The organism is Paenibacillus sp. J31P316 (genome assembly GCF_056269105.1).
Map to the genome: position 1 here is coordinate 357278 of NZ_JBWDNI010000005.1, position 23104 is coordinate 380381.

General features: G+C 58.0%; 19 protein-coding genes. 1 reads left to right on the top strand and 18 read right to left on the bottom strand.

Features of this window, described 5'->3' with window-relative positions; all coding sequences use genetic code 11:
- Positions 1 to 71 precede the first annotated feature (71 nt).
- From AC0YNU_RS19030 to AC0YNU_RS19065, 8 genes are all read right to left on the bottom strand, one after another.
- Complete coding sequence (locus AC0YNU_RS19030; protein ID WP_475759454.1) at positions 72 to 968, bottom strand: carbohydrate ABC transporter permease; 897 nt, start codon at positions 966 to 968, stop codon at positions 72 to 74.
- Between the two features lie 3 nt (positions 969 to 971).
- Positions 972 to 1865, bottom strand: coding sequence for an ABC transporter permease (locus AC0YNU_RS19035; RefSeq protein WP_475759456.1), 894 nt, complete (start codon positions 1863 to 1865; stop codon positions 972 to 974).
- A gap of 282 nt (positions 1866 to 2147) precedes the next feature.
- Positions 2148 to 2930, bottom strand: coding sequence for a pirin family protein (locus tag AC0YNU_RS19040; protein WP_475759458.1), 783 nt, complete (start codon positions 2928 to 2930; stop codon positions 2148 to 2150).
- A gap of 213 nt (positions 2931 to 3143) precedes the next feature.
- Positions 3144 to 4205 (bottom strand): BtaManbiosPhlase, encoded by a 1062-nt coding sequence (locus AC0YNU_RS19045; protein ID WP_475759460.1) that lies wholly within the window; start codon positions 4203 to 4205, stop codon positions 3144 to 3146.
- A 109-nt stretch (positions 4206 to 4314) separates the two neighbouring features.
- Positions 4315 to 5262 carry an MTP-1 family protein gene (locus AC0YNU_RS19050; protein ID WP_475759462.1) on the bottom strand — a complete coding sequence of 316 codons (948 nt, stop codon included), beginning with the start codon at positions 5260 to 5262 and terminating at the stop codon, positions 4315 to 4317.
- 74 nt (positions 5263 to 5336) lie between these two features.
- The gene (locus AC0YNU_RS19055) at positions 5337 to 6176 is read right to left on the bottom strand and encodes a carbohydrate ABC transporter permease (protein ID WP_475759464.1); all 840 of its coding nucleotides are present in this window, start codon (positions 6174 to 6176) and stop codon (positions 5337 to 5339) included.
- Positions 6163 to 7038 (bottom strand): carbohydrate ABC transporter permease, encoded by an 876-nt coding sequence (locus AC0YNU_RS19060; protein WP_475759466.1) that lies wholly within the window; start codon positions 7036 to 7038, stop codon positions 6163 to 6165. Before AC0YNU_RS19060 ends, AC0YNU_RS19055 begins: the two co-directional genes overlap by 14 nt.
- Before the next feature lie 15 nt (positions 7039 to 7053).
- Positions 7054 to 8385: an extracellular solute-binding protein gene (locus AC0YNU_RS19065; protein WP_475759468.1), complete on the bottom strand. Its 1332-nt coding sequence runs from the start codon at positions 8383 to 8385 to the stop codon at positions 7054 to 7056.
- A 331-nt stretch (positions 8386 to 8716) separates the two neighbouring features.
- On the opposite strand from AC0YNU_RS19065, the gene AC0YNU_RS19070 reads away from it, so the two are divergent.
- Positions 8717 to 9742, top strand: a complete 1026-nt coding sequence (locus AC0YNU_RS19070) for a LacI family DNA-binding transcriptional regulator (protein WP_475759470.1) — start codon at positions 8717 to 8719, stop codon at positions 9740 to 9742.
- A 118-nt stretch (positions 9743 to 9860) separates the two neighbouring features.
- Here AC0YNU_RS19070 and AC0YNU_RS19075 read toward each other — a convergent pair whose 3' ends face one another.
- The 10 genes from AC0YNU_RS19075 to AC0YNU_RS19120 form a co-directional block, all read right to left on the bottom strand.
- Positions 9861 to 10730 (bottom strand): sugar phosphate isomerase/epimerase family protein, encoded by an 870-nt coding sequence (locus tag AC0YNU_RS19075; RefSeq protein ID WP_475759472.1) that lies wholly within the window; start codon positions 10728 to 10730, stop codon positions 9861 to 9863.
- Complete coding sequence (locus tag AC0YNU_RS19080) at positions 10727 to 11725, bottom strand: Gfo/Idh/MocA family protein (protein ID WP_475759474.1); 999 nt, start codon at positions 11723 to 11725, stop codon at positions 10727 to 10729. The genes AC0YNU_RS19075 and AC0YNU_RS19080 overlap by 4 nt, the downstream gene beginning before the upstream one ends.
- Positions 11726 to 12014: 289 nt before the next feature.
- On the bottom strand, positions 12015 to 13007 hold the full coding sequence (locus AC0YNU_RS19085; RefSeq protein WP_475759476.1) for a carbohydrate ABC transporter permease: 993 nt from the start codon (positions 13005 to 13007) through the stop codon (positions 12015 to 12017).
- Between the two features lie 22 nt (positions 13008 to 13029).
- A complete protein-coding gene (locus tag AC0YNU_RS19090; RefSeq protein WP_475759478.1) occupies positions 13030 to 13899 on the bottom strand; it encodes a carbohydrate ABC transporter permease in 870 nt (289 codons plus the stop codon).
- A gap of 1 nt (position 13900) precedes the next feature.
- The gene (locus AC0YNU_RS19095) at positions 13901 to 16156 is read right to left on the bottom strand and encodes a DUF5696 domain-containing protein (RefSeq protein ID WP_475759480.1); all 2256 of its coding nucleotides are present in this window, start codon (positions 16154 to 16156) and stop codon (positions 13901 to 13903) included.
- A gap of 13 nt (positions 16157 to 16169) precedes the next feature.
- Entirely contained in the window at positions 16170 to 16817 is a 648-nt protein-coding gene (locus tag AC0YNU_RS19100) for a Yip1 family protein (protein WP_475759482.1), read from the bottom strand.
- The gene (locus AC0YNU_RS19105) at positions 16814 to 18235 is read right to left on the bottom strand and encodes an SMP-30/gluconolactonase/LRE family protein (RefSeq protein WP_475759484.1); all 1422 of its coding nucleotides are present in this window, start codon (positions 18233 to 18235) and stop codon (positions 16814 to 16816) included. Before AC0YNU_RS19105 ends, AC0YNU_RS19100 begins: the two co-directional genes overlap by 4 nt.
- 12 nt (positions 18236 to 18247) lie before the next feature.
- Positions 18248 to 19105 carry a carbohydrate ABC transporter permease gene (locus AC0YNU_RS19110; protein ID WP_475759567.1) on the bottom strand — a complete coding sequence of 286 codons (858 nt, stop codon included), beginning with the start codon at positions 19103 to 19105 and terminating at the stop codon, positions 18248 to 18250.
- 20 nt (positions 19106 to 19125) lie between these two features.
- Positions 19126 to 20082, bottom strand: coding sequence for a carbohydrate ABC transporter permease (locus AC0YNU_RS19115; RefSeq protein WP_475759485.1), 957 nt, complete (start codon positions 20080 to 20082; stop codon positions 19126 to 19128).
- A gap of 22 nt (positions 20083 to 20104) precedes the next feature.
- Positions 20105 to 23086, bottom strand: a complete 2982-nt coding sequence (locus AC0YNU_RS19120; protein WP_475759487.1) for an extracellular solute-binding protein — start codon at positions 23084 to 23086, stop codon at positions 20105 to 20107.
- Positions 23087 to 23104: the final 18 nt, after the last annotated feature.

Genomic DNA, 23104 nt, shown 5'->3' on the forward strand with positions numbered 1-23104 from the left:
ATATATGGTGTTACTGTACACCTGCTGTCGGGCGGTTTGTTTCTTCTATTTCCCTCATTGCCTGCTTGCTTCTAGCCCTTGACGGAACCGATCAGCACGCCTTTGACAAAGTAGCGCTGCAGGAACGGATAGACGCATAGGATCGGAATCGCGCTCACCATGACCGTCGCCATCTTGATGGACATCAAGGTGACGTTAGCCAAGCTCGAGCCCCGGGCCAGCGCTTCCACGTTGTTGTTGGAGCCGAGCACCGCCGAGATGTCCTGCGCGGACAGCAGCTGCTGCAGGAACGTCTGCACGGGAATCAAGTTCTGGTTGGAGACGAAGAACGCGCCGGCGAACCAATCGTTCCAGTGCATGACGCCGGTGAACAAGCCCAGTGCGGCCAGCATCGGTTTGGACAGCGGCAGAATAATGGACCAGAGCACCCGGAACGGATGGGCGCCGTCCATTTCGGCCGATTCGATGAGCGCCTCGGGAATGCCCCCGATGAACTTCATCATGACGAACATGTTCCAGGCCGAGAACGCGCTCGGCACGATATAGACCCAGAAGGAATTGAGCAGGTGAAGATCGTGAAGCTGGATATAGAACGGAATCAGTCCGCCGCTGAACAGCATCGTCAGCAGCACGTAGCCGAGAATCGTTCCCCGCATCGGCAGCGCCCGGTAAGACAACCCGAACGCGGCCAGCAGCGTGACGAGCAGGCCCGTGATCGTGCCGAGAATCGTCCGGGAGATCGTCACCCAGTACGAATGCTGGATGATCTCGTTGCCGAGCACGATCCGGAAATTATAGAGCGTGAAGCTGCGCGGCCACAGATACACGCCGCCTTTGGCCGCGTCGCGCCCCTCGTTCAAGGAAATGGCCAGCATGTAAAGAAACGGATAGATGACCGTAAAGCATAGCAGTAAGAGAAGCACGATGATGACGATTTGACTCGTTTTGTCGCCTGCCGAACGTTTCATAGCCTACCAGAGCCCCTCCCCGTTGATTTTGCGCGCCGTCTGATTCGTGATGAGCACGAGGATCAAGCTGATGACGGAGGACAGCAGGCCGACGGCCGTCGCCATTCCGAAGTAGCCCTGCTGCAGCCCGCTTCGCAAAATGTACGTGTCCAGCACGTCCGCGACGGGTTGGTTGGCCGGATTCATAAGCGGATAGATCTGGTCCATCCCGACCGCGATCAGGCTCGGCATGCTCAGGATGAGCACGATCGAGATCGTCGGCATGATGCCGGGCAGCGTGATGTGGCGGATCTGCGCCAGCCTTCCCGCGCCTTCGACCTTCGCCGCTTCGTACAGCTGCGGGTCGATCGTCGTAATGGCGGCCAGGTACAGAATCGTATTCCAGCCGACCTCCTTCCAGAGGCCGCTCGCCACGATCATCGGGCGGAACCATTCCGTCGAGCCCAGGAAGAAGATCGGGTCGCCGCCCGTCTTGGTCACGAATTGGTTGACCAGCCCGCCGTCCAGCGTCAGCAGCGATTGGAGAATGTACGCCACGACGATCCAGGAGAAGAAATGGGGCAGGTAGCTGACGGACTGCACGAACCGTTTGAACCCGCTGTGCCGCACCTCGTTGATGAGGAGGGCGAGAATAATCGGCGCCGGAAAGCCGAATACGAATTTGAGCGCCGCGATGATGATCGTATTTTTGACCACGACCCAGAATTGGTCGTCCTTCAGGAAAGAGAAGTTTTCAAGCCCGGTCCACGGGGCGTTCCAGATCGTGTAGCCGATATGAAAGTTCTTGAACGCGACTTGAATGCCGGCCATCGGAATGTAGCTGAACAACAACAATAAGATCACGGCCGGTGCGATCATAATGTACTGGGAACGGTATTTTGCCAGTCTCTCGAGCATGCGATCACCTCTGTACGCTAATTATACGGACAGGGGGAAAGGGGAACTAGCAGACAACGATTGGTTTTCTATCGCAATGATTAGAGGTTTCGATCGGTGAAGGCGCGGAGTTATGAAAACGCTTTTCATGAAACGGAGCGTCGTGCGGGATAATAGGAAAAGAAAAACGAAACACCAAAAACGAAACAGAAAAACGAAACACCAAAAACGAAACAGAAAAACGAAACACCAAAAAAACAGGCAGCCCCTCAACCGGAGAGACCGCCTGTCTGTTCTTACGATTTACTTGCGGTAAAGCGGATAGTCGACTTTCGCCGGCAATTCGATCACGGCCATCCGAAGCGCCTGGTCGTTTCCCGCCCGGAGCACGATGCGGCGGCCGCCGTCCTTCGCGTCGATCACGCTGAAATCCTTATGCCGGAACGATACGGGCTCGCCAGCCTCATCCGGCGTCTCCCATGTGCCGTCTCCCCTAACCGCCAGAGCGGCCCACGTGTAGCCCGGCGGAATTTCCTGCTCATGCACGCGGCCCGGTTCCACCGTGATATCCCACATTTTCGCATCCGTCACGAGCCCGATCGGCGATCCATCGCTCAAGATCGTCTTCACGCTGACGCCCGGCGCGGGCGACGCCAGCGGGAAGTCCTCGTGCCGATAGTCGGCATAGGTCGGCTTGCGCTTCAGGGCTTCGCTCAAATGCGGCTCGAGCCAGATCTGAAAGGCCTCTCCGTCGGGACCGAAAAACTTTTCCTTGTGGGAGACGCCGGAACCGGTCTGCATGACCTGTAACCCGCCTTGGCCCACGCTGCTCTCCGTTCCCAGCGTATCGCCGTGAATCAGCTTCCCGTTCAAGACGTACGACATGATCTCGAACCCTTCGTGCGGGTGAAGCCCGATGCCGCCTTCCTTCTCCGTATGCGCCCATGACCAATAGAACAGCGGACCGACGCGCCGTACGACGGAATCCTGATGCGGGAAGCCGATCGGCTTCTGCACGGTAATGCTTCCCCCCGGGAACACCTCGCTCACTTGTTGGTCCGGTGGATAGATCCGAATGTTCTTCATCTATTATTCCCTTCCTTTCATGGTTTAAGTTTTCGATCTTCGAGTTTCGTGTTTCATATATCCTAATTTAAGTTATCTTAACTTTAGTATAATTATATCCTAACTCTAGGATACTCTATTGTCAACCGGATATCGACTGGAAAACAACGCAAAGAGCAGCTGCCCGAGACGTCCCGCGTCTCAAGCAGCTGCTCTATAATCGTGCGAATGACATTAAACCTCTTCCAGGCTGTCCAAAATCTCTTGCAGGCTCAGCTCCGCGCACGCCATCGACGTGTCCGCGGCACCGTAATACATGCGCACTCGGTCGCCGTCCACGAGGACGCCGCAGGAGAACACCACGCCGCCGAAGAAGCCGTTCGCTTCATAGTCGGCATCCGGCTCCATGACCGGCTTGACGGAACGGGCGATGACCTTCGACGGATCGTTCAGGTCGAGCAGCACCGCGCCCATGCAGTAACGGTGATCGAGCGTCGCGCCGTGATACAGCTCGAGCCAGCCGCGCTCCGTGCGGAACGGAACCGCGCCGCCGCCCAGGCGGCCGCTGTCCCACATGCCGTCGCGCAGGCCGATCAGATGCTTATGATTGCCCCAATAGAGCAAATTGTCGGACTCGGCGATCCACATCTCCGGGCGGCCGACGCTCTTCGTCGTCGGGCGATGCAGCGCGTAGTACTTGCCGTTGACCCGTTCCGGGAAGATCAGGACGTCCTTGTTGTCCGGGCCGAATATCATGCCGTGGCGCTCCACGTTCACGAAATCCTTCGTCGAAACCAACGACTCTCCGATGCCGACGGGCGACACCGCGGAGTAGTAAATGTAATACGTATCCCCGATTTGCGTAATGCGCGGATCTTCGATGCCGAAGGTCTCCAGCGATTCCGAAGGATACAAGAACGGCTTCTCGTCGATCGTGAAGTTGCGTCCGTCCTTGCTGCGCGCGATGCGCAGGTACGACAGCGACGTCAAATATTGAAACGCCGGCGCGTGCTCCTTCAGAATAATGACGCGGGGATCCGACAAATCGTAGCGCTCGTCGTCCTTGCGGACCGGAATCAGCTCCAGCTCTTGCGTATCGACTTTGTACACCGGCGCCAGCACGACCTCGGGATCCGGGCTGATCGGACGCTCGGCGACGCGAAGCAGCATGATGACTTCGCCATTATACTCCGCGATGCCGGCGTTGAACGCGCCGATGACTTCGAAATCGTCGCGGTGCGGTTTCACGTCCGCCGGGGTCACCAGCGGATTCTGTTCATAGCGGTAAATATTCATAGCGTTAACTCCTCTGTTGTATACTCCTATCCAAATCCAAGCTCTATCTCTACTTTACAGCTCCAAATCCAAGCTCTATCTCTACTTTGCAGCGGCGTTAGCCCTGCTCTTAAAGTCCTTGAAACGGGTCGTCGATTACAATGCGCTGCGCGTCCGCGTCGCTGATGCCCGCGTACAGCACGGCGCTTCCGTCTTCCCGGCGAACCAGGCCCCCGCTGAAGACGACGTCCTGCAGATCCGGCCGTTTCGAAGGGCCCGGCAGGAACTTGCTGCGTTCGGCAATCAGCTTCATGGACGTGAACGTCTCGGACGACGGGTCGAAAATAAACGCCATCGGGTAATAGTGCCGATCGCCCGCCTCGTCGAAATTCGCGACGTGGCCGAGTACGCCGACCCGTCCGCCTTCGAGCAGATGCGCCTCGTTGGCTCCGCCCCACTCGCCTTCGGCGAACTGGCCTTCCAGCAGCGGCGCGTCGTTGATCGCGTCGAGCGACAAGTCTTCCAGCGATTTCACGCGGGTGAAGCCGATCTTGCCGCGGCCGCCCTTCTCGCCCTGCGGCCGCGTGAACACGCCGATAGCGCCGTCCGCCAGCTCGACGAGACGAAGGTCTTTCATGCCGTCGGGCCCTTTGAAGAACGGCTTCAAGCTGCGGATGTCTTGGCCGCGATAGAACACGGTGCGCCACATCAAGGCGCCTTCGTTCGCGGGATGCGGATAGATCTCCACGCCGCCCACGATCAATTCCCCGCCGATTCGGCAATGGAACGGATCCTGCAGCACCAGCACCGGCGCGTCCGCGAGCGGCAGCCATTGTCCGCCCTGCTCGGCGAAGAACACGACCTCGGAATGCTCGCTGTCGCGCGATTCCACGCGTCCCGGGATGACCGTTACGCCGTTGTCAGCGAACGGCGCGGCGATATTGTACACGTCCTTGTCGGCTTGGCCGCCGAATGCGATGCGTTCCGCCTCTTCGGCACGCGCGCCGGAAGCGCGGTAAGCCGCGAGCAGTTCCCCGCAAGCCTGCGGCTGATTGCTTTGTTCCAATCCTGAAGCCATGATTCTCTCTCCTCACCCAAGTGCCTGAAATTCAACTTCAACTGCTGCTTTATTTCTACTTCAACTGCACTGCTTTATTTCAAGTTAAACTGCATGCCTTCTTTGAACTTCTTGCTGAAGATGACGAACATGACAATGATCGGCAGCGTCAAAATCGTCGATGCCGCATACAACGGTCCCGGGAACGAACCGTACGGTCCGAACATCTGCGAGAGAAGCACGTTCAGCGTCAGCATCGAATCGCTCTTGACGGCGATCATGTCCCACAGCAGCTCCGTCCAGCGCTCCATGAGCAGGAACAGGAAGATGACGGTCGTGATCGACTTCGACATCGGCAGCATGATGCGGTACATGATTTTCAGATCCGACGCTCCGTCCAGACGGGCCGCTTCGATGAACACCTGAGGCACCGCCTTGAAGAAGTTCGTATACATGAAGATCGCCCACAGGCTGACCGCTTTCGGCAGAATAAGCCCGAAATACGTATCGTACAATCCGACCTTTTGGACGATGATAAACGTCGGAATGAGCAGAATTATCGCTGGGAAGAACATGTGGAACAACACGAAGTTGTCGATTGCTTTGCGCCCGAAGAAATTTAACTTGGCTAACGCATAGGCCACCATGACGCCAAAGAGCATCATCAGCACCGTGGAACTGATCGACACGATCACGCTGTTCATGAACGCATGCAGCCAAGGCCGCGTGATGCCGGTATCCCCGCCCGTAAACAGCCAATCGTACGAACGCAGCGTGAACTTCGTCGGGATAAGCGTCTTGTCGATTTGCGCCCAATCCGCGAAGGAGCTGAGCACCATATACAGATACGGATACACCATGATGAGAAGAAGCACGATGGCAAGCGCGTAACGGACGGTCCGTCTTGCGCCGCTGTGCCGTTTAGACCCAACCATTGCGCTTCCCCCAAACTTCCAGTAATTTGCGGATGATGTAGATCGAGATGAAGGTCGCGATCGAAGCGAGCAGCGCTACCGCCGAAGCGTAACCGCTCTGCAGGTTCGAGAACGCCTGCTTGAAAATCTCCATCTGCCACGTGTTCGTGGCATTGCCCGGACCGCCTCCGGTCAGTTGGTAGACCTCGGTGAAGATGCCGAACGTCACGCCGAACGCCAAGATCAGCGTCGTGTACAGCGAAGGATACAGCAGCGGAAGCGTGATGCGCCAGAATCGCTGGCCGTCTTTGACGCCGTCGATCGCGGCTGCTTCGTACACTTCCTTGTCGATGCTCTCGAGGCCTGACGTAATAATGAGGGCATAGTAGCCCGTGAATTTCCAAGCGAGAATGAGACCGACGATGAAGAGCGCCGTGAACGGCGTTCCGAGCCAGTCGACATTAATGCCGATGCCGCGCAGCGCGGTATTGACCGGGCTGGTGTAAGACAGCAGACCTTTGACGATCAGCGCCGATACGACGCCCGAGCTGAGGTACGGCAGGAAGAACCCGATCAGGAACAAGCCCTTGAAGCGATGCAATCCATGAACCAACACGGCTACGCCGATGGCGAGCACGGTAACGAGCGGAACGAAAATCAACATGAAGCGGTACGTGTTCCAGAAGGCCGCATGCACGTTAGGCGATCGCAGCGCGTCCGAGAAATTGCTGATGCCGACGAAATTGAACGTCGGTTTGATCAAGTTCCAGTCCGTGACGGACAAGAAGAACGTCCAAATCAACGGGATGAAGAAGAAGATGACGGAGTAGATCAGATAAGGGCTGGTGAAGAGCCAGCCCAATTTATTGTTGCGTTGTTCCATGTTTGGAATCCTCCCTTATTTAAGGGCTTTTTCCAGTGCTGCCTTCATCGCTGCCCATCCGTCCGCAGGGGCGATTTGGCCTTTGACCACCTTGTTGAACGCTTCAACGCCGATAATCGTTTGCAGGTCGTTGTATTTCGCGTTGTCCATTGGAGGTACGGCGTTCGGCACATTCTCCGCGTAAGGCTTCAGCTGAGGGCTTGCATCCAGAATCGGCTTAAATGCTTCATTGGTCGAGAGATCGTCGCGCGCCGGCGGCAGGTTCGTATCCTTGAACCATTTCGCATCGTTGGCGGAGTCGCTGTATACCCATTTGATGAAGTCGACGGCTGCTTGCTGCTGCGCTTTCGTCGCGGACGCGTAGATGACGAGACCTTTCGTGTCGGCGAACGTTTTGCTTTGGGCCGGATCGATGTCGTCCGGTACCGGAGGCATGCTCAGCGCGTACGTTTCGTTATACTTCAGATTCGGGTATTTCTCGGCCCATGTCGTGAACGTCCAAGGACCCACGTCCGTGAAAATACCGGTGCCGTTCTCGAACGGATCCGTCGCTTGGCGGGCCAGAATGCCCTTCTCCTTGCGGATGTTGTCCACGAACGTCAGCACGTTGACGCCGGCTTTCTCGTCGCCCGTGAAGCTGCTGCCTTCAATGAACTTGTTGCCCGCGGAAGCCGCGTCGTAAAGCATGTAGAAGTCGAACCAGCGCTTCCATGCCGTCGGATCGGCAAGGTCGGCTTTGGCCCAAAGATATTTCTTGTCGCCGTATTTGGCTTTCAGTTTCTTGGTTACTTCAAGCACTTCGCTATAGGTTTTCGGAGGCGCGTCATAGCCGAGTTCCTTCAATGTATCCAGGCGCCAGCCGAACAGCATCGGGTTGGAGTAGATCGGCAGCACGTATTGATGGCCGTCCGCGAACTTCCACGGTTCGATCGTCTTCGACATATCGCGTCCGCTGATCACGTCGGAGAAGCCGGCTAGCGTATCGAGCGGCACGAGCGCCTGGCTGTCCGACAGCTGCGCCGCGAAACCGCGGTTAATATTCTCGGACATCGTCGGCGCGCTCTTCGCGGCGATGGCCGCTTGAATGCTGGCTTCCGATGTCGGCGATTCTTTGATCGCGCTGACGTTGATCTTTACTTTATCGTTGGTGGCTTCGTACGCCTTGGCCATCTCTTGCCAGTACGCCTGCTGCGTCGGATTCGGCGCCGCCCAGAATTCAATCGTCGTCACGCCGCCTGCGGCAGTATTGCCGCCATTGTTCGTTGACGTACCTTGTCCGGTCGAGCAGGCCGAGAGCAGCACTGCTGAAAGCGTGACCATAAGTAATGCCGAATTTCTTTTCTTCATCTTTAAATAACCCTCCATGCTGTAATGTAATGAGAAAGCTGTACGAAGAGGACTGAGCCAAACCTAACACGTAACGTGATAACGAGACCTATTATGCTCCTTGTAATTAACGTAGTCAAGTGACAATAATTTAAAGTAACGACATAATCCTATTTAAATCATGTCAATTAGTAACGTTTGTAACGTTACTTTATAGTGGGTTTAATTTCCATCCCGCATTCCGCCCCGTATTGTTCCACTTGACAGAGCCCTTGCGATTAGGGAACAATGGGGTATGGGAGACCTGTTTCTCCCGAATTCCGAAACAAATCGGCAACGGAGGTTAACGGTTTTGAAAACGAAAGTGACGATGCAAGACGTGGCCGACAAGCTTAATCTCTCCAAAAATTCCGTTTCTCAAGCATTGACCGGAAAACCCGGCGTGAGCAAAGAAACACGGCGGCTGATCGTGCAGACGGCAGCCGAATTGGGTTATACCTACGCGAAGCGCCAAACCGATTTCATCGAGCCCGCGGCTTCCAAACGTATCATTGCCCTCATTGCCTCGGACTACGCGTTTTCGATGAAGAGCTTCTTCGGCGATATTTATTTGAGCGTCGATAAAGAACTGAACCGCAACGGCTGCGGCCTTATCATACAATCCATCAGCCCTGAGCAGGCAAGCTCGCTCGCGCTGCCGGAATTCCTGCAAGAACGCACGGTAGACGGCGTGCTCATTCTCTCCCACATTACGACGCCTTACATTCAAGCCGTGCTGGACACCGGCATTCCGGCAGTGCTGATTGATCATCATCATCCCGCGCTGCAGGCGGATGCCGTCCTGACCAACAATCGGTTCAGCGCCTTCGAAGCCGTACGGCATCTCGTCGATTTCGGTCACCACGATATCGGGTTCATCGGCAATACCCGGCTTTCGCCGAGTTACTACGAGCGGCTTGAAGGGATACGGCTCGCAGCGTTCGAACTTGGGCTTCCGCTGCGGGAGGAATGGCTGATCACCGATGCCGTGGAGGAGAACGACGCCGTACGCCGGCGGCTGACGGCTCTGCCATCGCTGCCGACGGCCTGGTTCTGCGTCAACGACGGCTTCGGGTTCATGGTGAATTCGGCGCTGCAGCAGATGGGACGCCGCGTGCCGGAAGATGCCTCGATCATCAGCTTCGACAACGGCTATCTGTCACGGCTCGCGACGCCCCCGACAACCACGATGAACGTCAATCTCACGCTCTATGCGGAATGTGCCGTGGAACGGCTGCTCGGCCGGCTGGACAACCCTGACCTGCCGATCATCGAAACGTTGCTGCCGACGTCGCTGCTCGCCCGCGCTTCAACGGGACCTGCGCCGGCAAGCCGGTGAACCGAAACGCAAATAAACGCCTCAAACGCGGTCATGACCGCGTTTGAGGCGTTTTGAATTTGGAAAGCGTATGAAATATCGAATTGAATGCTGTGAAGCGAGATTGTTCGGATGACGTTTATTTAAAGTACTTTGCCAAGTGCTGCGCCGCTTTCTCGATGCCCTGCTTCTCCGCCGCAAGCGAACCCCAGAAGCGGTGGTCTTCGAGCTCGATGCTGACCGCGCCGGAATATCCGAGACGATCGAGCCGAACGGCAACCTTGCCCCAGTCGACTTCGCCGTGGCCCGGGATCGTGTAACGCCAGGAGCCCTCGGAGAAACCGAATTTCGCGCCGAAGGTCGACTCCAGCACGCCGCATTCATACAACTCGTCATGGAGAATCTCCGTGTCCTTGCCATGGCAGTGGTTGATGCGTTCGCCGAATTCGCCGAGCGCGCGAATATAATCGATGCCCAGACGGACCAGATGGGAAGGATCGTAGTTCAAGCCGAAATGCTTCGACGGAATGGCGTTGAACATGGCCCGGCACATCTCCGGCGTGCAGCCGAGCGTCGGATAATGCGGTGCCGGTCCCGGCCAGCCCTCGATGGCGATGTAGAGGCCCTCCCGCTCCGCATGCTTGACGATCTCCGGGAAAGTCTCCTTCCAGATCGCGAAGCCCTCGCTTCGTGGCAGCGTGCGATCTTCCGGCACGAGGCACATGAACAGCACGCGGCCGCCCAGCGCCGCGATCTCCGACATGTCCCGCTTCGCGGCCTCCGCCGCATCCGCGCGTCGGGCTTCGTCGCGGCTTAGCAGCTGCGCCGTGTGCCGAACGTCCACGGACCCGATGCCGAGTCCCGCTCCTTCGCAGGCCGCTTTCCATTCCGGCGTCAGCCGCGGCAGGTCCAGCACGTCCAGCCCTGCGGCTGCCGCGAGCGCCGCCGTCTTCTCCATCCCCTCCGCCCCGATCTTGGGCGGAATACGCATGCCCAGCTTCATATTCATGCCGGCTGTTCCTCCCCGGCGTCCGTCACCGTCGCGTTCGGCTCGTAACCGGCGGCCTGGTAGATCATCTCCGACAGCTTCACGACCTTCAAGGCGAACTCGCCCGGCACCAGCACCTCATGCCGCCCGAGAATGGCGTCGATGAAGCTCTTGTCCTGGTTGGTCACCTGTTCCGGAAGTTCCGGCACGATCGGCTCCTGCTTCAAGCGGCGAAGCGTGATGGCGCCGTTGTCGTAGAAGATGCCGCCTTCCTCGCCGCAGAACACGAAAGTCTCGTGCCAGCACGGCGAGTACCCGACCAGATTCAGCCCCGCCACCTGACCCTCGGCAAATCGGATCGACGTGAAGGTATCGATCTCCACCGTCGAGCCGTGCATATGCAGCTGCGGCTTCACTTCGACGGGCGTCAGGCCGGTCGTCCAGAGCAGCACGTCGATGATGTGGCTGCCCGAATCCATCAGGAAGCCGCCGCCGGACAGAGCCGGATTCGCCCGCCAGGAGCCCGGCGACCCTTGCCGCCATTGCTGATACAGCGAGGCGGTGACGGACGTCAGCTTGCCGATCTCGCCGTTCGCGATCGCATTGCGAATGTACAGGAATTCGGGCTGAAAGTGGCGCTGATAGGACACTTGCATCAATTTGCCCGCGTCTTCGGCCTTCCGCAGCAGCAGCTCCGCCTCCGCGGAGGAGCAGGTCATCGGCTTCTCGATCAGGACATGGCGTCCGCTGTCGAGAACGTCGTAGGCCTGTTGAAAATGCAGCGTGTGCGGCGAACAAATGATGACGGCGTCGAGCCCCGCCTGCAGCAGCATCTCCCGATGGTCCGAGAAGACGCCGATGTCCGATAGGCCGAAACGCTCCGTGAACCGCTCGCGGCTGGCCTCGCTCGTATCCGCGATGGCCGTGATTTCCGCTTCCGGCAGTTCCTGCAGCTGCCGGGCGTGCAGCCCCGCGATACCGCCCGTGCCGATGAAACCGATCCGTACTTTGCTCATAATTGTCCTTACCTCCCGAATTTGGTTTAGGTTTTCCTTTCCGCCACCCTGAATAGAGGTGAAAAAGTGACCGCAGGTCGAGAGGGAGTCGGAAAAGCAGTTTATGCTTCCGAAGTGGATTTTCTCCGAAAATCCTTAAGCGTTCGCCTTTGTAGTCTGATTTCTACCTATAGTCACTTATATAATCAAAGAAATCAGAACTACAACAGCTGAGGGTTTTCGTAAGAAAACCAGCTTCGAAAGCATAATCTTGGAGACCCCTACCGACCGCAGGTCATGCTTTTCCCTCCTACTCAACCAGCCCCGACCGCTCCACGCCCTGAATGAAATACCGCTGCAAGAACAGATAGACGAGCAGCATCGGGAAGAGCGAGACGAACGTCGCGGCCATGACCACCGGCAGGCTGAACACCTCGAACGTGCTGCCCGTCAGCGTATCCAGCGATTGAAAGAGCCGCGGGAGCATCATCGGCAGCGTGAACTTCTCTTCGCTCGTCAGATAGATGGACGGTTCGAAGAAGTCGTTCCAGTGCCAGACGAGCGAGAGCAGCGTCGTGACGACGATCGCCGGCGGCGTCAGCGGCATGATGATCTTCCAGTACACCCGGAAGCTGCCGCAGCCGTCCACCCGCGCGGCATCCTCCAGCTCCCAAGGCAAGCCGCGGAACAGCTGCCGGAAGATGAAGATGAACAGCGCGCCCCGCAGCCCGTTGCCGAAGAAGGACGGAATGACGAGCGGCAGCACGCTGTCGAGCCAGCCCATCGCCTTGTACTGCATGAACAGCGGCACGATGATCGTCTGCGGCGGAATGATCATCGTGAACATGCAGAGGACGAACAGCAGTTCCCGCCCCGGGAACTTGATGCGGGCGAAGCCGTAGGCGATGAACGAGCAGGATAGCACCTGCCCGATCACGCTGACGACCGCGATCAACGCCGAATTGTTGAAATGCGTCCAGAACTGAAGACCCTGCATGCCGTAATAGAAGTTCTCCCAAGCAAGGCTCGTCGGAATCCATTTGATCGTGAAATCCATCAGATCCGCGGGCTGCTTGAGCGCGGTGGTCGTCATGTAAATGAACGGGTACAGAAATACGAACGCCAGATCGATCAGGATGAGATAAACGAACAGCCGGTAGATGAATCCGACCCAGCGGCTTTTGCTCGCGATTCGGTTGATGACGGTGTTGCTGCGGATCGCGGCCGCCGCTTTGCCGCGGACGCTCGCCTGCGCGAGATCGGACAAGCTCGACTTCGCCTTCGATGCCGGTATCGACTTCACGATGCGCACGCCTCCTTGCTTCTTATTTTTCGCCGGTGTACACGACCAATCGCCGGGTAGATACAAATACGAGCACGAGCAGAAGGAATATAAACAAGAAGTAGATCCAGCCCATGCTGGAGGCATAGCCCATCTCGATATTAGTAAAGGCGATGTCTTTGATATAAACCATCATCCGGTTGTTGATGTCCGTGAACGAATCCACGCACGTATAGACGAGATTAAGCAGGATGATCGGCGTCATGAGCGGCAGGGTAATCTTCCAGAACATCTCCCACTCCGTCGCGCCGTCGCATCTCGCGGACTCGTAGAGCGACACGGAGATGCCTTGCAAACCGGCCAGGAAGAGCAGGATCTGCACGCCCGTCTTCCAGAAGATGACGGTCAAGCGGCTCAGCATGTCGAAGACGATCTGGGAGAACGTTGGCCCCATGTAGAGAAAGACTTCATCCGGTACCCCGATGCCGTTGACCATCGTGTCCTTCCCGACGCCGGCGTACAGCAACTGCTGCATCGCGAGTCCGGAGCCGATCAGCACGGGCAGGAAGAACGCCGCCCGGAAGAACGCGCGTCCCCGGATATTGTGATTGAGCAGGATCGAGATGAACAGCGAGAAGACAAGGATAAGCGGCGTATTGATCAGCGCATCCTGGATGACCGAGATAAACAGGGGGATGAACTTCGTGTCCAGCACGAACGCCTTGTTGAAGTTGCCCCAGCCGACCGATTTCAGCTCGAAATTGCCGACGTTCGCCACCTCGTGGAAGCTCAGCCAGACGGAATACGCCAAAGGATAGAGCATGAACAACGCGAAGCCGATCGCCCATGGCGCGATATAGGCATAACCGGCCAGCATTTTCTTCTTTTCGAGACCGAGCCTTCTCCCTCTCATGTTAGCCCTCCTTCGGCACGACGATGAAGTTTTTGCCCGGCACGGCATGCGATCCCGCCTGAAGCTCGCCCGATGAATAATTGACGATGACGCGCGTGCCGTCCTCGTAGGCAGCCTCGTACAGATCCTTCCGGAGCTTCCGGTGCGACGTCATGGCCTGGGACCACAGCGGCGCTAGCTTCTCGTTCATTTCCTTGTACTGCCGGATCGCCTGCGCCGACCAACTCTTGTAATCGGAGCTGAACAGGTCGTTGTAATAGGTGTCCTTCAGCTCGTCGGCGTAGTTCATCGTGAATTGGTAATACGGCATATAGCCGTACTCCACCATCTTGAGGTATTGCAGCTGCGGGTCGTAGAACAGGTTCTGCGCATCGCCGGAATACGGGATGAGGCCGTGCACGACCATCTGGTAGAAAGGGATCGTCTCGTCGGTGAAGAAGTAACCGCTGTCCTCCATCGGAATGCCGAACAGGCGCGAGGAGTTCTTCAGGCTGTAGCCGTTGCCGCCGATCGAAGCCGCGCCGCCGAACTGCTTCACGGACTTCTCCATCATTTGCATCCAATGCGCGGCCGTGCCTTCGCGGGTCGCCGGGTAATCGGAATTGTAATCGTAGTAGTCCTGGTACCCGATGCCGTCGAAATTGATGCCCGTGATCGACAGCTTGCGCAGTGGATCGAGCACCTTGGACTGGAACTGCTTGTTCTGCTTGCCCGCGCTCAAGTTGAAGGACTCGCTGTACCGGTCGGTGACGGCAAAATGATTCGCTCCCACGACGACGTCGGTACGCGTGGAAAACCCGTCGATGCCTTTCCAGGCGTCGACGAAATTGTCCTGCAGAAACAGCTGAATCCCCTGTTTCTTGGCATACGCGCTCAGCTTCTCCAGTCCGCCGAGCCCGCCCAGCTTCTCGGACGGCTCATTTCCCGACGGATAGGCGAGATAGCCCTTGCCGGTCCAGCCGAGCAAATTCGCGGAGATGGTGCCGACGCCTTGCCGGCCCAAGTCCTCCATGATCTGCTGCGCTTCGGGGAACGTCGTCGTCGCGATGAACTTGTCGAACAGGATCCGATCCTGCTTGATGCCCATCAGCATGTCGAGCCCGAACGGAATGGGATCGCCCTTCTGGATCCGCGGCTGCACGCCTTGTTCGTCTATCAGATAATGCCGGTAAGCCGAGGCCATATGGCTGTAGTCGGCTTCTTCGCCGCTCAGGAACACGTAGCGAATCGTATGGTCTTCCCGGATCAAGTCTTTCTCGGGCTTCTTGGTTAAGTTCCCGTCCTTCTTGACCGCCTCGTAATCCCGCCGGTAGACCAGCTCCGAGGAGACGCGGTTCAAATCGATCAGATACCCGCTCGGGGAGAACAGAATGTTCGCGTCGTACTCGCCTTCGGTAATCATCCCGAGGAAGGCGTTGTCCCCGACCTTCTGGCCGAAGATCGGCAGCATGGCGTTCATCTGCCGCGTCATGCTGTTGAAATCGATGGTGTCCGGACCGTACACGCTGGCGCGGTAAGGATTCAGGTACGAAGGATGAATGCGCTTGAACGCAGACAACGCGCCGGAGCCGTCCGGATAGACGGAATAGCCTTGATCGCGATCCGTCGCCGCGCCGAAGAACGGAAGCGGCGAGATCGCCATCAGCCAGTTGTTCTTGGATTCCTTGATGCTTTCCCCCGGCACCGTAACTTCCAGAGCATCGCCCTTCAGTTCGAAGCTCATATCGAAGCTCATCTTCAGCCGCGGCAGCTCGTAGTGCACGGAGATGCCGTTATCAAGCGGGGTCGTCTTCATCTCGGGCCGCTCCAGCGCGGAATTGGTCTCTTGCGTTTCCAGCGCCGGCAGATCGGGGTCCGTGAACGTTAAGTGGAAGATCGACTGACTGCTGGCCGTCCACAGCTCGTTCCCTTCGGCGCTGATTTCCTTCTGCGGCACGGCCGACTCCCAGAGATGCCCGTTGCTCTTGTCCTTGACGGCGATCGCGGAATCGGAGGCGCGGAACAGCAGCTCCAGGCGGTCCGTCTGCGCGATCTTCGCGTAATCCCCCGGCTCGGGGGCCGGTTCTCCGTCCGACGGTTCGTCTTCGGCCGCCGCATCGGCTTCCGCTGCCGCGGCAGCGGCCGCTTTCGCCGGATCCAGCTCCGTCCGCGCCCGATCGACGGCACTCCGCAGGGAAGGCAGCGCCAGGATCACGAGCGCGCCGACGATGCAGCCGACGGTTGCGTAGTAGAGCCAACGTTTGGCTTTTGTCCTCATCGGGTTCCCCTCCTCACTTCTCCATTAAATAGCGGGCCTCTACGATGACCTCGCGAACGAATTGCAGCACATGGTTCGTCAGCGCGAAGACGAGGCCGACCGTTCCCCAGAAGATCACGAAGGCGAAGATGGACAAGAGCATGACGCCGATCGATTTCGAGAACGTATAATCGTTCAGCACCTTAAGCTGGATGAAGATCAGCAGCGCGACCCACAGCCACACGATGAGATTGATGCTGTTGTACAGCCCGAGCTCGCCCCTGGACATGATTCTGGAGACGGCGGCGAGCGGAATGGCAAACACGATATACGGTATCAAGGCGTAGGACATCGCCGTCAGAATTTGGCTGAAGTGGGCTTCGCCGTCCATGATCGCCGTAATCAGATAACAGGCGATGACGCCGGAGACCAGCGGCACCACGAAGCGGATCACTTCGAGATTCAGGTCGGCATTCTCGGGCTGAAGCGAAGTAATATGGAAGCTCGTCATGTAGATCGTCGCGATTCGGACGCATAGGGTCAGCACGATCAGCACGAAGGCCGCCATCAAATTCTTCGTTCGCTGCAGCTCCTCGAAGCTCTCCGACGGACGGAAGAGAATCGCCACGGCGAGCCGCGCCGAACGCAGCCCGGTCCGTTTCATAACCAACGCTTTATTCAATAGCCGTACCTCCTTATTACGGTGTTCGTGATGCGAATCATCCCTCTCACCAGGAGGTATACCGCATAAACGATCAGCACCGCGCCGATGATCAGCCAGCCGAGATACTTGCGCATGATATCATGCCGGTATTCGGCGAAAGCCTTCGAATAGCCGTCCTGATCCTCGCCAAGCTTGAATTCCTTCATCGCCGCCTTCCATTGCTCTTCCTTCATCAGCGCTTTCGCGACGCCGCGGTGCGCGAGCGGATAGTTCTCGTCGATCGACAGCACTTCCTTCCAGGGGACCAACGCCTCCTGGTAGCGCCCGCTGTAATGCAGCTGGCTCGCCTGATGGACCAAGTCCGCGAACCGCGTCGGCTGGAAAATCTGAATGTTGTTCCGGTCCCGGTCGAGCACGTAAATCTTCCCCGCCTTGTCCGTCACGATGCTGACGGGGTATTCGAACCGGCTCTTCACGTCGCCTTGGCCGCCGAACACGGCAAGCAGGTTGCCCTCTTGATCGTATTGGTAGATCTTGCGCGACATCGCGTCCAGCGCATTGATGACTCCGTATTGATCGACGGCCAGATCGACGAAGTAGGGCAGCTCCATCGTGCCGCTGTCGATGGAAGACTGGCCGAACGCGGCCTTCTTGTAGATATTCTCGCCCATGGCGTTGAACTTCTTGATCTGATCCGTGTCGATCAGCACGGTAGGCGTATAGATGAAGCCCTTCCCGTCCAGCGTCAGGTTCGCGTTCTGCGGCGGAACCTCGTTGTTCAGCTGCTCCCGCTGCTCCGGAGTTGCCATTACCCGGATAAGCAGCTTCTTCCAATCGAACGGAATGCGGTTCGCCCCGATATAGCCCCGGAATCGGTTCAGCGCATCGAGCATCATAAACCCGCTGTAATCGTTCTTGTTGAGCACGTACAGGTAGCCGCGCCGGTCCAAGATGACTTTGTCCGGGGCGAATTCCATGTCCGGGCTGAGCAGGCTCGACTCCGGCTTGACGAAAGCTTCGATGACCTTGCCGTCCGGGGAGAGGTGGACGACCTGTCCGTTCCCCGTATCCGCGACGAACATATCGCCGAGCTGATCGACGAAGATCCCGCCCGGTTTATCGAGATCGACGCCCTGCTCCTTGCCGTAGCTCCCCAGCACCTTCCCGTCCGCGTTCAATTTCACGATCCGGTCGTTGTCGGTGTCCGCTACGTACAGCAGTCCCTTGTCGTCGATGAACAGGTCGCTCGGTTTATTGAAGCCTTGATCGCCGATGTCCAGGATGACCTTGTCGACCGAATAGGTCAGCGGAATCGGAATCTTGTACCCGTACATGGGATCGATCGTATAGGACATTTGCGGGAGCGCATAGGCGGGCAGCCCGCCGCACAGCAGCAGCAGACAGCCGAGTACGGCCGCCGTTATTCGTTTGTGCATCCTCTCCGCCCCCTAAGATTTGATCCCGGAATGAACCATCGTATTCATGACCAGCCGTTGGAACAGCATGAAAATCAAGATCGGCGGCAGCGTGACCAGCAGCGTGCCCGCGGCGAGCGCGCCCGACCGCGCGACGACGCCGGGACCTCCGGCCAGCGTCTGGATGGCCAGCGGCAGCGTCTTCATCGTCTCGCTGGTCGTGAACACGAGCGCCGAGAAGTAATCGTTCCAGTTGCCGATGAAGGAGAAGATGATCAGAGTCGCCCACGCCGGCTTGCTCACCGCCATGATGACCTTCCAGAATATCTTCCACTCCGACGCGCCGTCGATATGGGCCGCCTCGATCAAGGCGTCCGGAATCTGATCGAAGAACTGCTTCATCAGGAAGATGTTGAAGGCGACGGCGATCTTCGGCAGAATGAGCGCCCAATAGGTATTGACGAGACCGAGCTTCGATACGATCATATAGGTCGGAATCTGCGTCACCTGCGGCGCGAACATCAGCGCGGACAGGATGACCGCGAAGATGAAGCCCGCGCCCGGCGGCCTGAATTTGGACAGCACGAACGCGCCGAGGCAGCAGACGATCAGACTGGCCGCCACGATGGAGCCGGAGACGAACACGCTGTTGAAGATATAGCGCGTGAACGGGACGACCGAGCTGTCCGTGGCGGTCAGCAAGTCGAAGAAGCTGCGCAGCGTCGGCTTGCGGACGAAGAAGGTCGGCGGATACAGAAACAACTCGTTCAACGGCTTGAAGGCCGTCGATACCATGTAGATGATCGGCAGCGCCGTGAATCCGACCAGCGCGATCATGAATGCGTATAGCAATCCCCTGTTGAAGCGGGCAACAAATTTCGCGTATTTCATCGTCACGTCCTTCGGCCCCCCTATTGTTCTTTGGACGACAGCAGCTTCATCACGATCCGGCCGAGGCCGAAGGTCAAGAAGAACAGGAACACCGCGATGGAAGAGGCATAGCCAAGCTCGAAGCGAATGAAAGCATAATCGAACAAATGCGAGATGATCGTATGGCCTGCATAGTTCGGGCTCGGCATACCGGCGATGGCCACGGCGATGTCGAACACCCCGAACGCGGCGACGATGGAGTTGACCGCGCCGAACAGCAGCTGCGGCTTCATCAGCGGCACGGTAATGTACCACAGCTCCTGGAACCGGTTGGAGATGCCGTCGATCGCGCCTGCCTCGTACAGCTCGGGCGAGACGTTCTGGAGCCCCGCGAGGAAGACCAGAAAGCCCGTTCCCATGCTCATCCACAAGGACACGATAATGATGACCGGCATGATCCTGTCGGGATCGGTCGTCCAGAGGATCGGCTCGCTGATCATGCCCCAGCTCAGCATCCAATTGTTCAACAGGCCGTAGCGGTCCCCGGAGAAAATGTACAGCCAGACGATGGAGAGCGCGATCCCGCTCGTAATTGAAGGCACGTAGAACGCCAGGGAGAACAGCATCTTGGCCCGCAGCGTGTTGATCACCCATGCCAGCATGAACGAGAGGCAGTAGCTTAGCGGGCCGGCGATAATCGCGAACACGAACGTGTTCTTGATCGACTTGATAAAGGTATCGTCTTCCAGGAACAAGACGCTGTAATTCGAGAGGCCGACCCATTTCGCCGGCTGGAGCATGTTGTAATAGGTGAAGCTGAGATACACGGACTGAATGACCGGAACGACCGTGAACACGATGAAGAGGATGAGGAAGGGGCTGAGGAACAGATACCCCAGCGCCGCCTTCTTCCCTGCCTGCGTCAATTTCCATTTCAACCGCTTCGGCTTCTCGGCCGTCACCCGAAGCGGATTCGTTATTTCCACGCTGCTTTCCATGCCGCTCCTCCTCCCAAGGCCGCTAATCCGGCGAGAACCCGAATTCCTTTTGCTTGGCTGCGAGCTCTTTGTTAATGTCCTTGATTCCCTGCTCGAGAGATTCCCGTATATTCGTCCCGCCCAGAACGACGCGGTTCCATGCGTTATCGATGTTGCGCGCCGTGAAGTAGCCGCCGAGCACGTACGGCTGCTCTTTGTAGAACTTCCATTGATCCGTCAGCGCCTTCAAGTCGTCTTCCGGCCACGGCAGCTGCGTGAAAGCTTCGACGTTGGCCGTGTTCCAGCGCGCCTCGACGCCGAGCAGCGCCTCCAGCTCCTGGCCGAACTGCACTTGGCTCTCCGTGCTGGTCCACCATTTCAGAAACTCCCAGGCTTCCTCCTGATGCTGCGACTGCTTGAAGATCGCGACGGACTGGACGTTCCCGCCGCTCGTGCGGTCGATGGTGCCGTCCGCCTTCTCATGGCCCGGCGACGGCGCGACGCCCCAGCGTCCCACCAATTCGGGCGCCGCGGTCGACAGCAGCACGTAGGTCAGATAATCCGCGATTCCGATTGGCATCTCCCCGGTGCGGAACCGGTTGAAGAAATTGGCCGACACCGGGAATTTATAGTTCGTGTACAGCTCCGTCCATTCGGTGAACGCTTGAAAGGCTTCCGGCGAATCCAAGCCCGACTTCTTGCCGTCCGCTTGATAGAATTCGCCGCCGTTCTGATAGAGGAACGGCATGAATCCGAGGGACGAGATCGGATAATACATCTGCATCCCGTTCTGCTGCAGGACCGGCAGCATCGCGTACGTATCCTCCCAGGTTTGCGGCACGCTGACGCCGAGCTCCTTCAGGATATCCTTGCGGTAGACGAGCACGTTGAAATCCTGCGTCTCCGGGAGCGCGAAGTTGCCGCCGTTGTAACGGAACGGAATGAGCGCGCCCGGAAGAAATCGTTTGCTTACTTCCTCGTAATCCGGGAACTTCGACAAGTCGACGGTGGCATCCCGGATCGCGAACTCGACCGGCAGATGCGCGTCGACGCCCGTCGCCACGTCCGGCGCCTTGCCGGAGCTCGCCGCCAGCAGCAGCGTATTGACGGACCCCGAGTTCAACTGGCCGGCGGGCAGCGTATTCACGTTGATGCGAATGCCCGTCTTCGGCGTAAAATCCTCCTCGGCCATCTCCTTCATGATCTCCGCCCACTCTTTGCCCCGGGATACCCATACTTCGAGCACCGGTCCTTCTTCCTTCGCAGCCGCGCCCTTGCCGTCGCCGTAGACGCTGCCCACGCCCGTGTAATCCTTCGTGAACGAAGCGGCGAAGTTCTTCAGCGTGCTGACGGACTTCTGCCAGATATTCGACTTCACGCTCGGATAATCCGTGTCCGGCGCGCTGATCAGCAGGTAATCCAGCACGAGCGGTACGTTCTGAAGGCCCGTCAAAAGCGTGCTCAGGCTGGTTTGGCTGTTGCTGAGCTCCGAGAGCTGCCGCGGAATCGAATCGGGATTCTTGACCATCCGTTCGAAGGTATGGTTCATCATGCGCAGGCTGCTTACCGTGCTCGGAACCTTCTCGGATATCGACGTCAGCGCGTCCATCTGCACGAGGAGATTGTCGGCGATGGCCTTCAAGTCCTCGACGAGTTCCGGCACCTTCTTCCCCAGCTCGTATTCGAAGTTCGGATCCGGCGTCGGCCCCGTGACCATGATGATGCGCCTATAGAGATCGGACAGCTTCTGCGTATCCTCCGTCAACGCTTCGACGATGCCTTGATACGGGCCGACCTCGGCGACCATCGTAATCGTGTGTTCGCCCGCCGTCAGATGCATCAACAGCGGCTCGGCCTCTCCCGTCTTGGGGTTATCCCGATGCAGCGTCTCGATTCGCCAGTTCCGCGAGTAGCTGAACGGATAGAGCTCCATTTCCTTGTTCGGAACCTCGCCGTCGATTAGAATTTGGCGATAGGACGGCAGTCCGTCGCCCCACCATTGCCCGAATTTCAATCCGATTTTGTACAACCCTTCCTTCGGCACCTCGAACGTCCAAGAGGCTTTCTGGCCGCCCTTCCTCCAGCGCCAATCGCCGAAGGCGTTCAGCCGGATCCTGCCGTCTCCCGCCGGCTCCGTGAGCGGATCGCCGTTGGATTCCCTGCGGATCGTCGGATCGGATTTGGTCGGATTATTCTCCGCCTGCACCTTGACGCTGACGTCCAGAACAGGCTCCAAGCCTTGCGCCAGGTACGCTTGCTGCACCTCCCCGTAGCTTGGCGGCTGCTTCGGCGACGTCAGCGAGATCCGGTCTACCGCCATCGCTTCGGTCAGAAAATTCATGCGGATCGTATGCTTGCCCGCCGTGAAATAAAACTGGAAAGGCTCCGGATACAGCCCGTTTCCGTCGCTGATCGGCTGTTCGATCCATACGGGCCGCTCGATCTGCTTCGGGCGCACCTCGTCGCCTTGATTGTTCAGGAGCACTTCGCCTTGATCGAGCCAATTGCGATAGAAATAAATGCGCTGCGCTTCGCGGAAAGGACTCTTCCCGTCGATCAGCAGCTCGCGCTGGATCGGCAGCCGCTTCCCTGCCAGCGGATAATAGCGGGCGTTCAAATTGTAGAGGCCGTCCGCCGGCACGTCCACGGTCCATTCCAGCCACGTCGTCGCCTTGTCCCAGACCATCGCTCCGGCCTGCCCGTCCACCGTCTTCGCCTGCGGCTTCGCGCCTCCGAACGCCGAATATCGATTCGCGTTCCACGCGTCGTCCGGCTGATCCGCCGGTTTATAGCCCTGCTCCTCATAGGCGGCCAGCGTCTTGCCATAGGTCGGCTGCAGGATGGCGTCCATGGACAGCTGCTCCGCGTCCGTCTGCAGATTCCCTTGATTCTGGGCGCGATCCCGCAATCGCTCGCTGGCGTAGGATTGAGGGTTGTCGCCAAAGGTCGCGAGGAGGACCAAGCAGGCTATCGCGACCAGCGCTGCCCGCTTCCGTTTCCATGCCTTGTTCCGCTGCCGATTCAAGCCCTTCACCTCTTTATC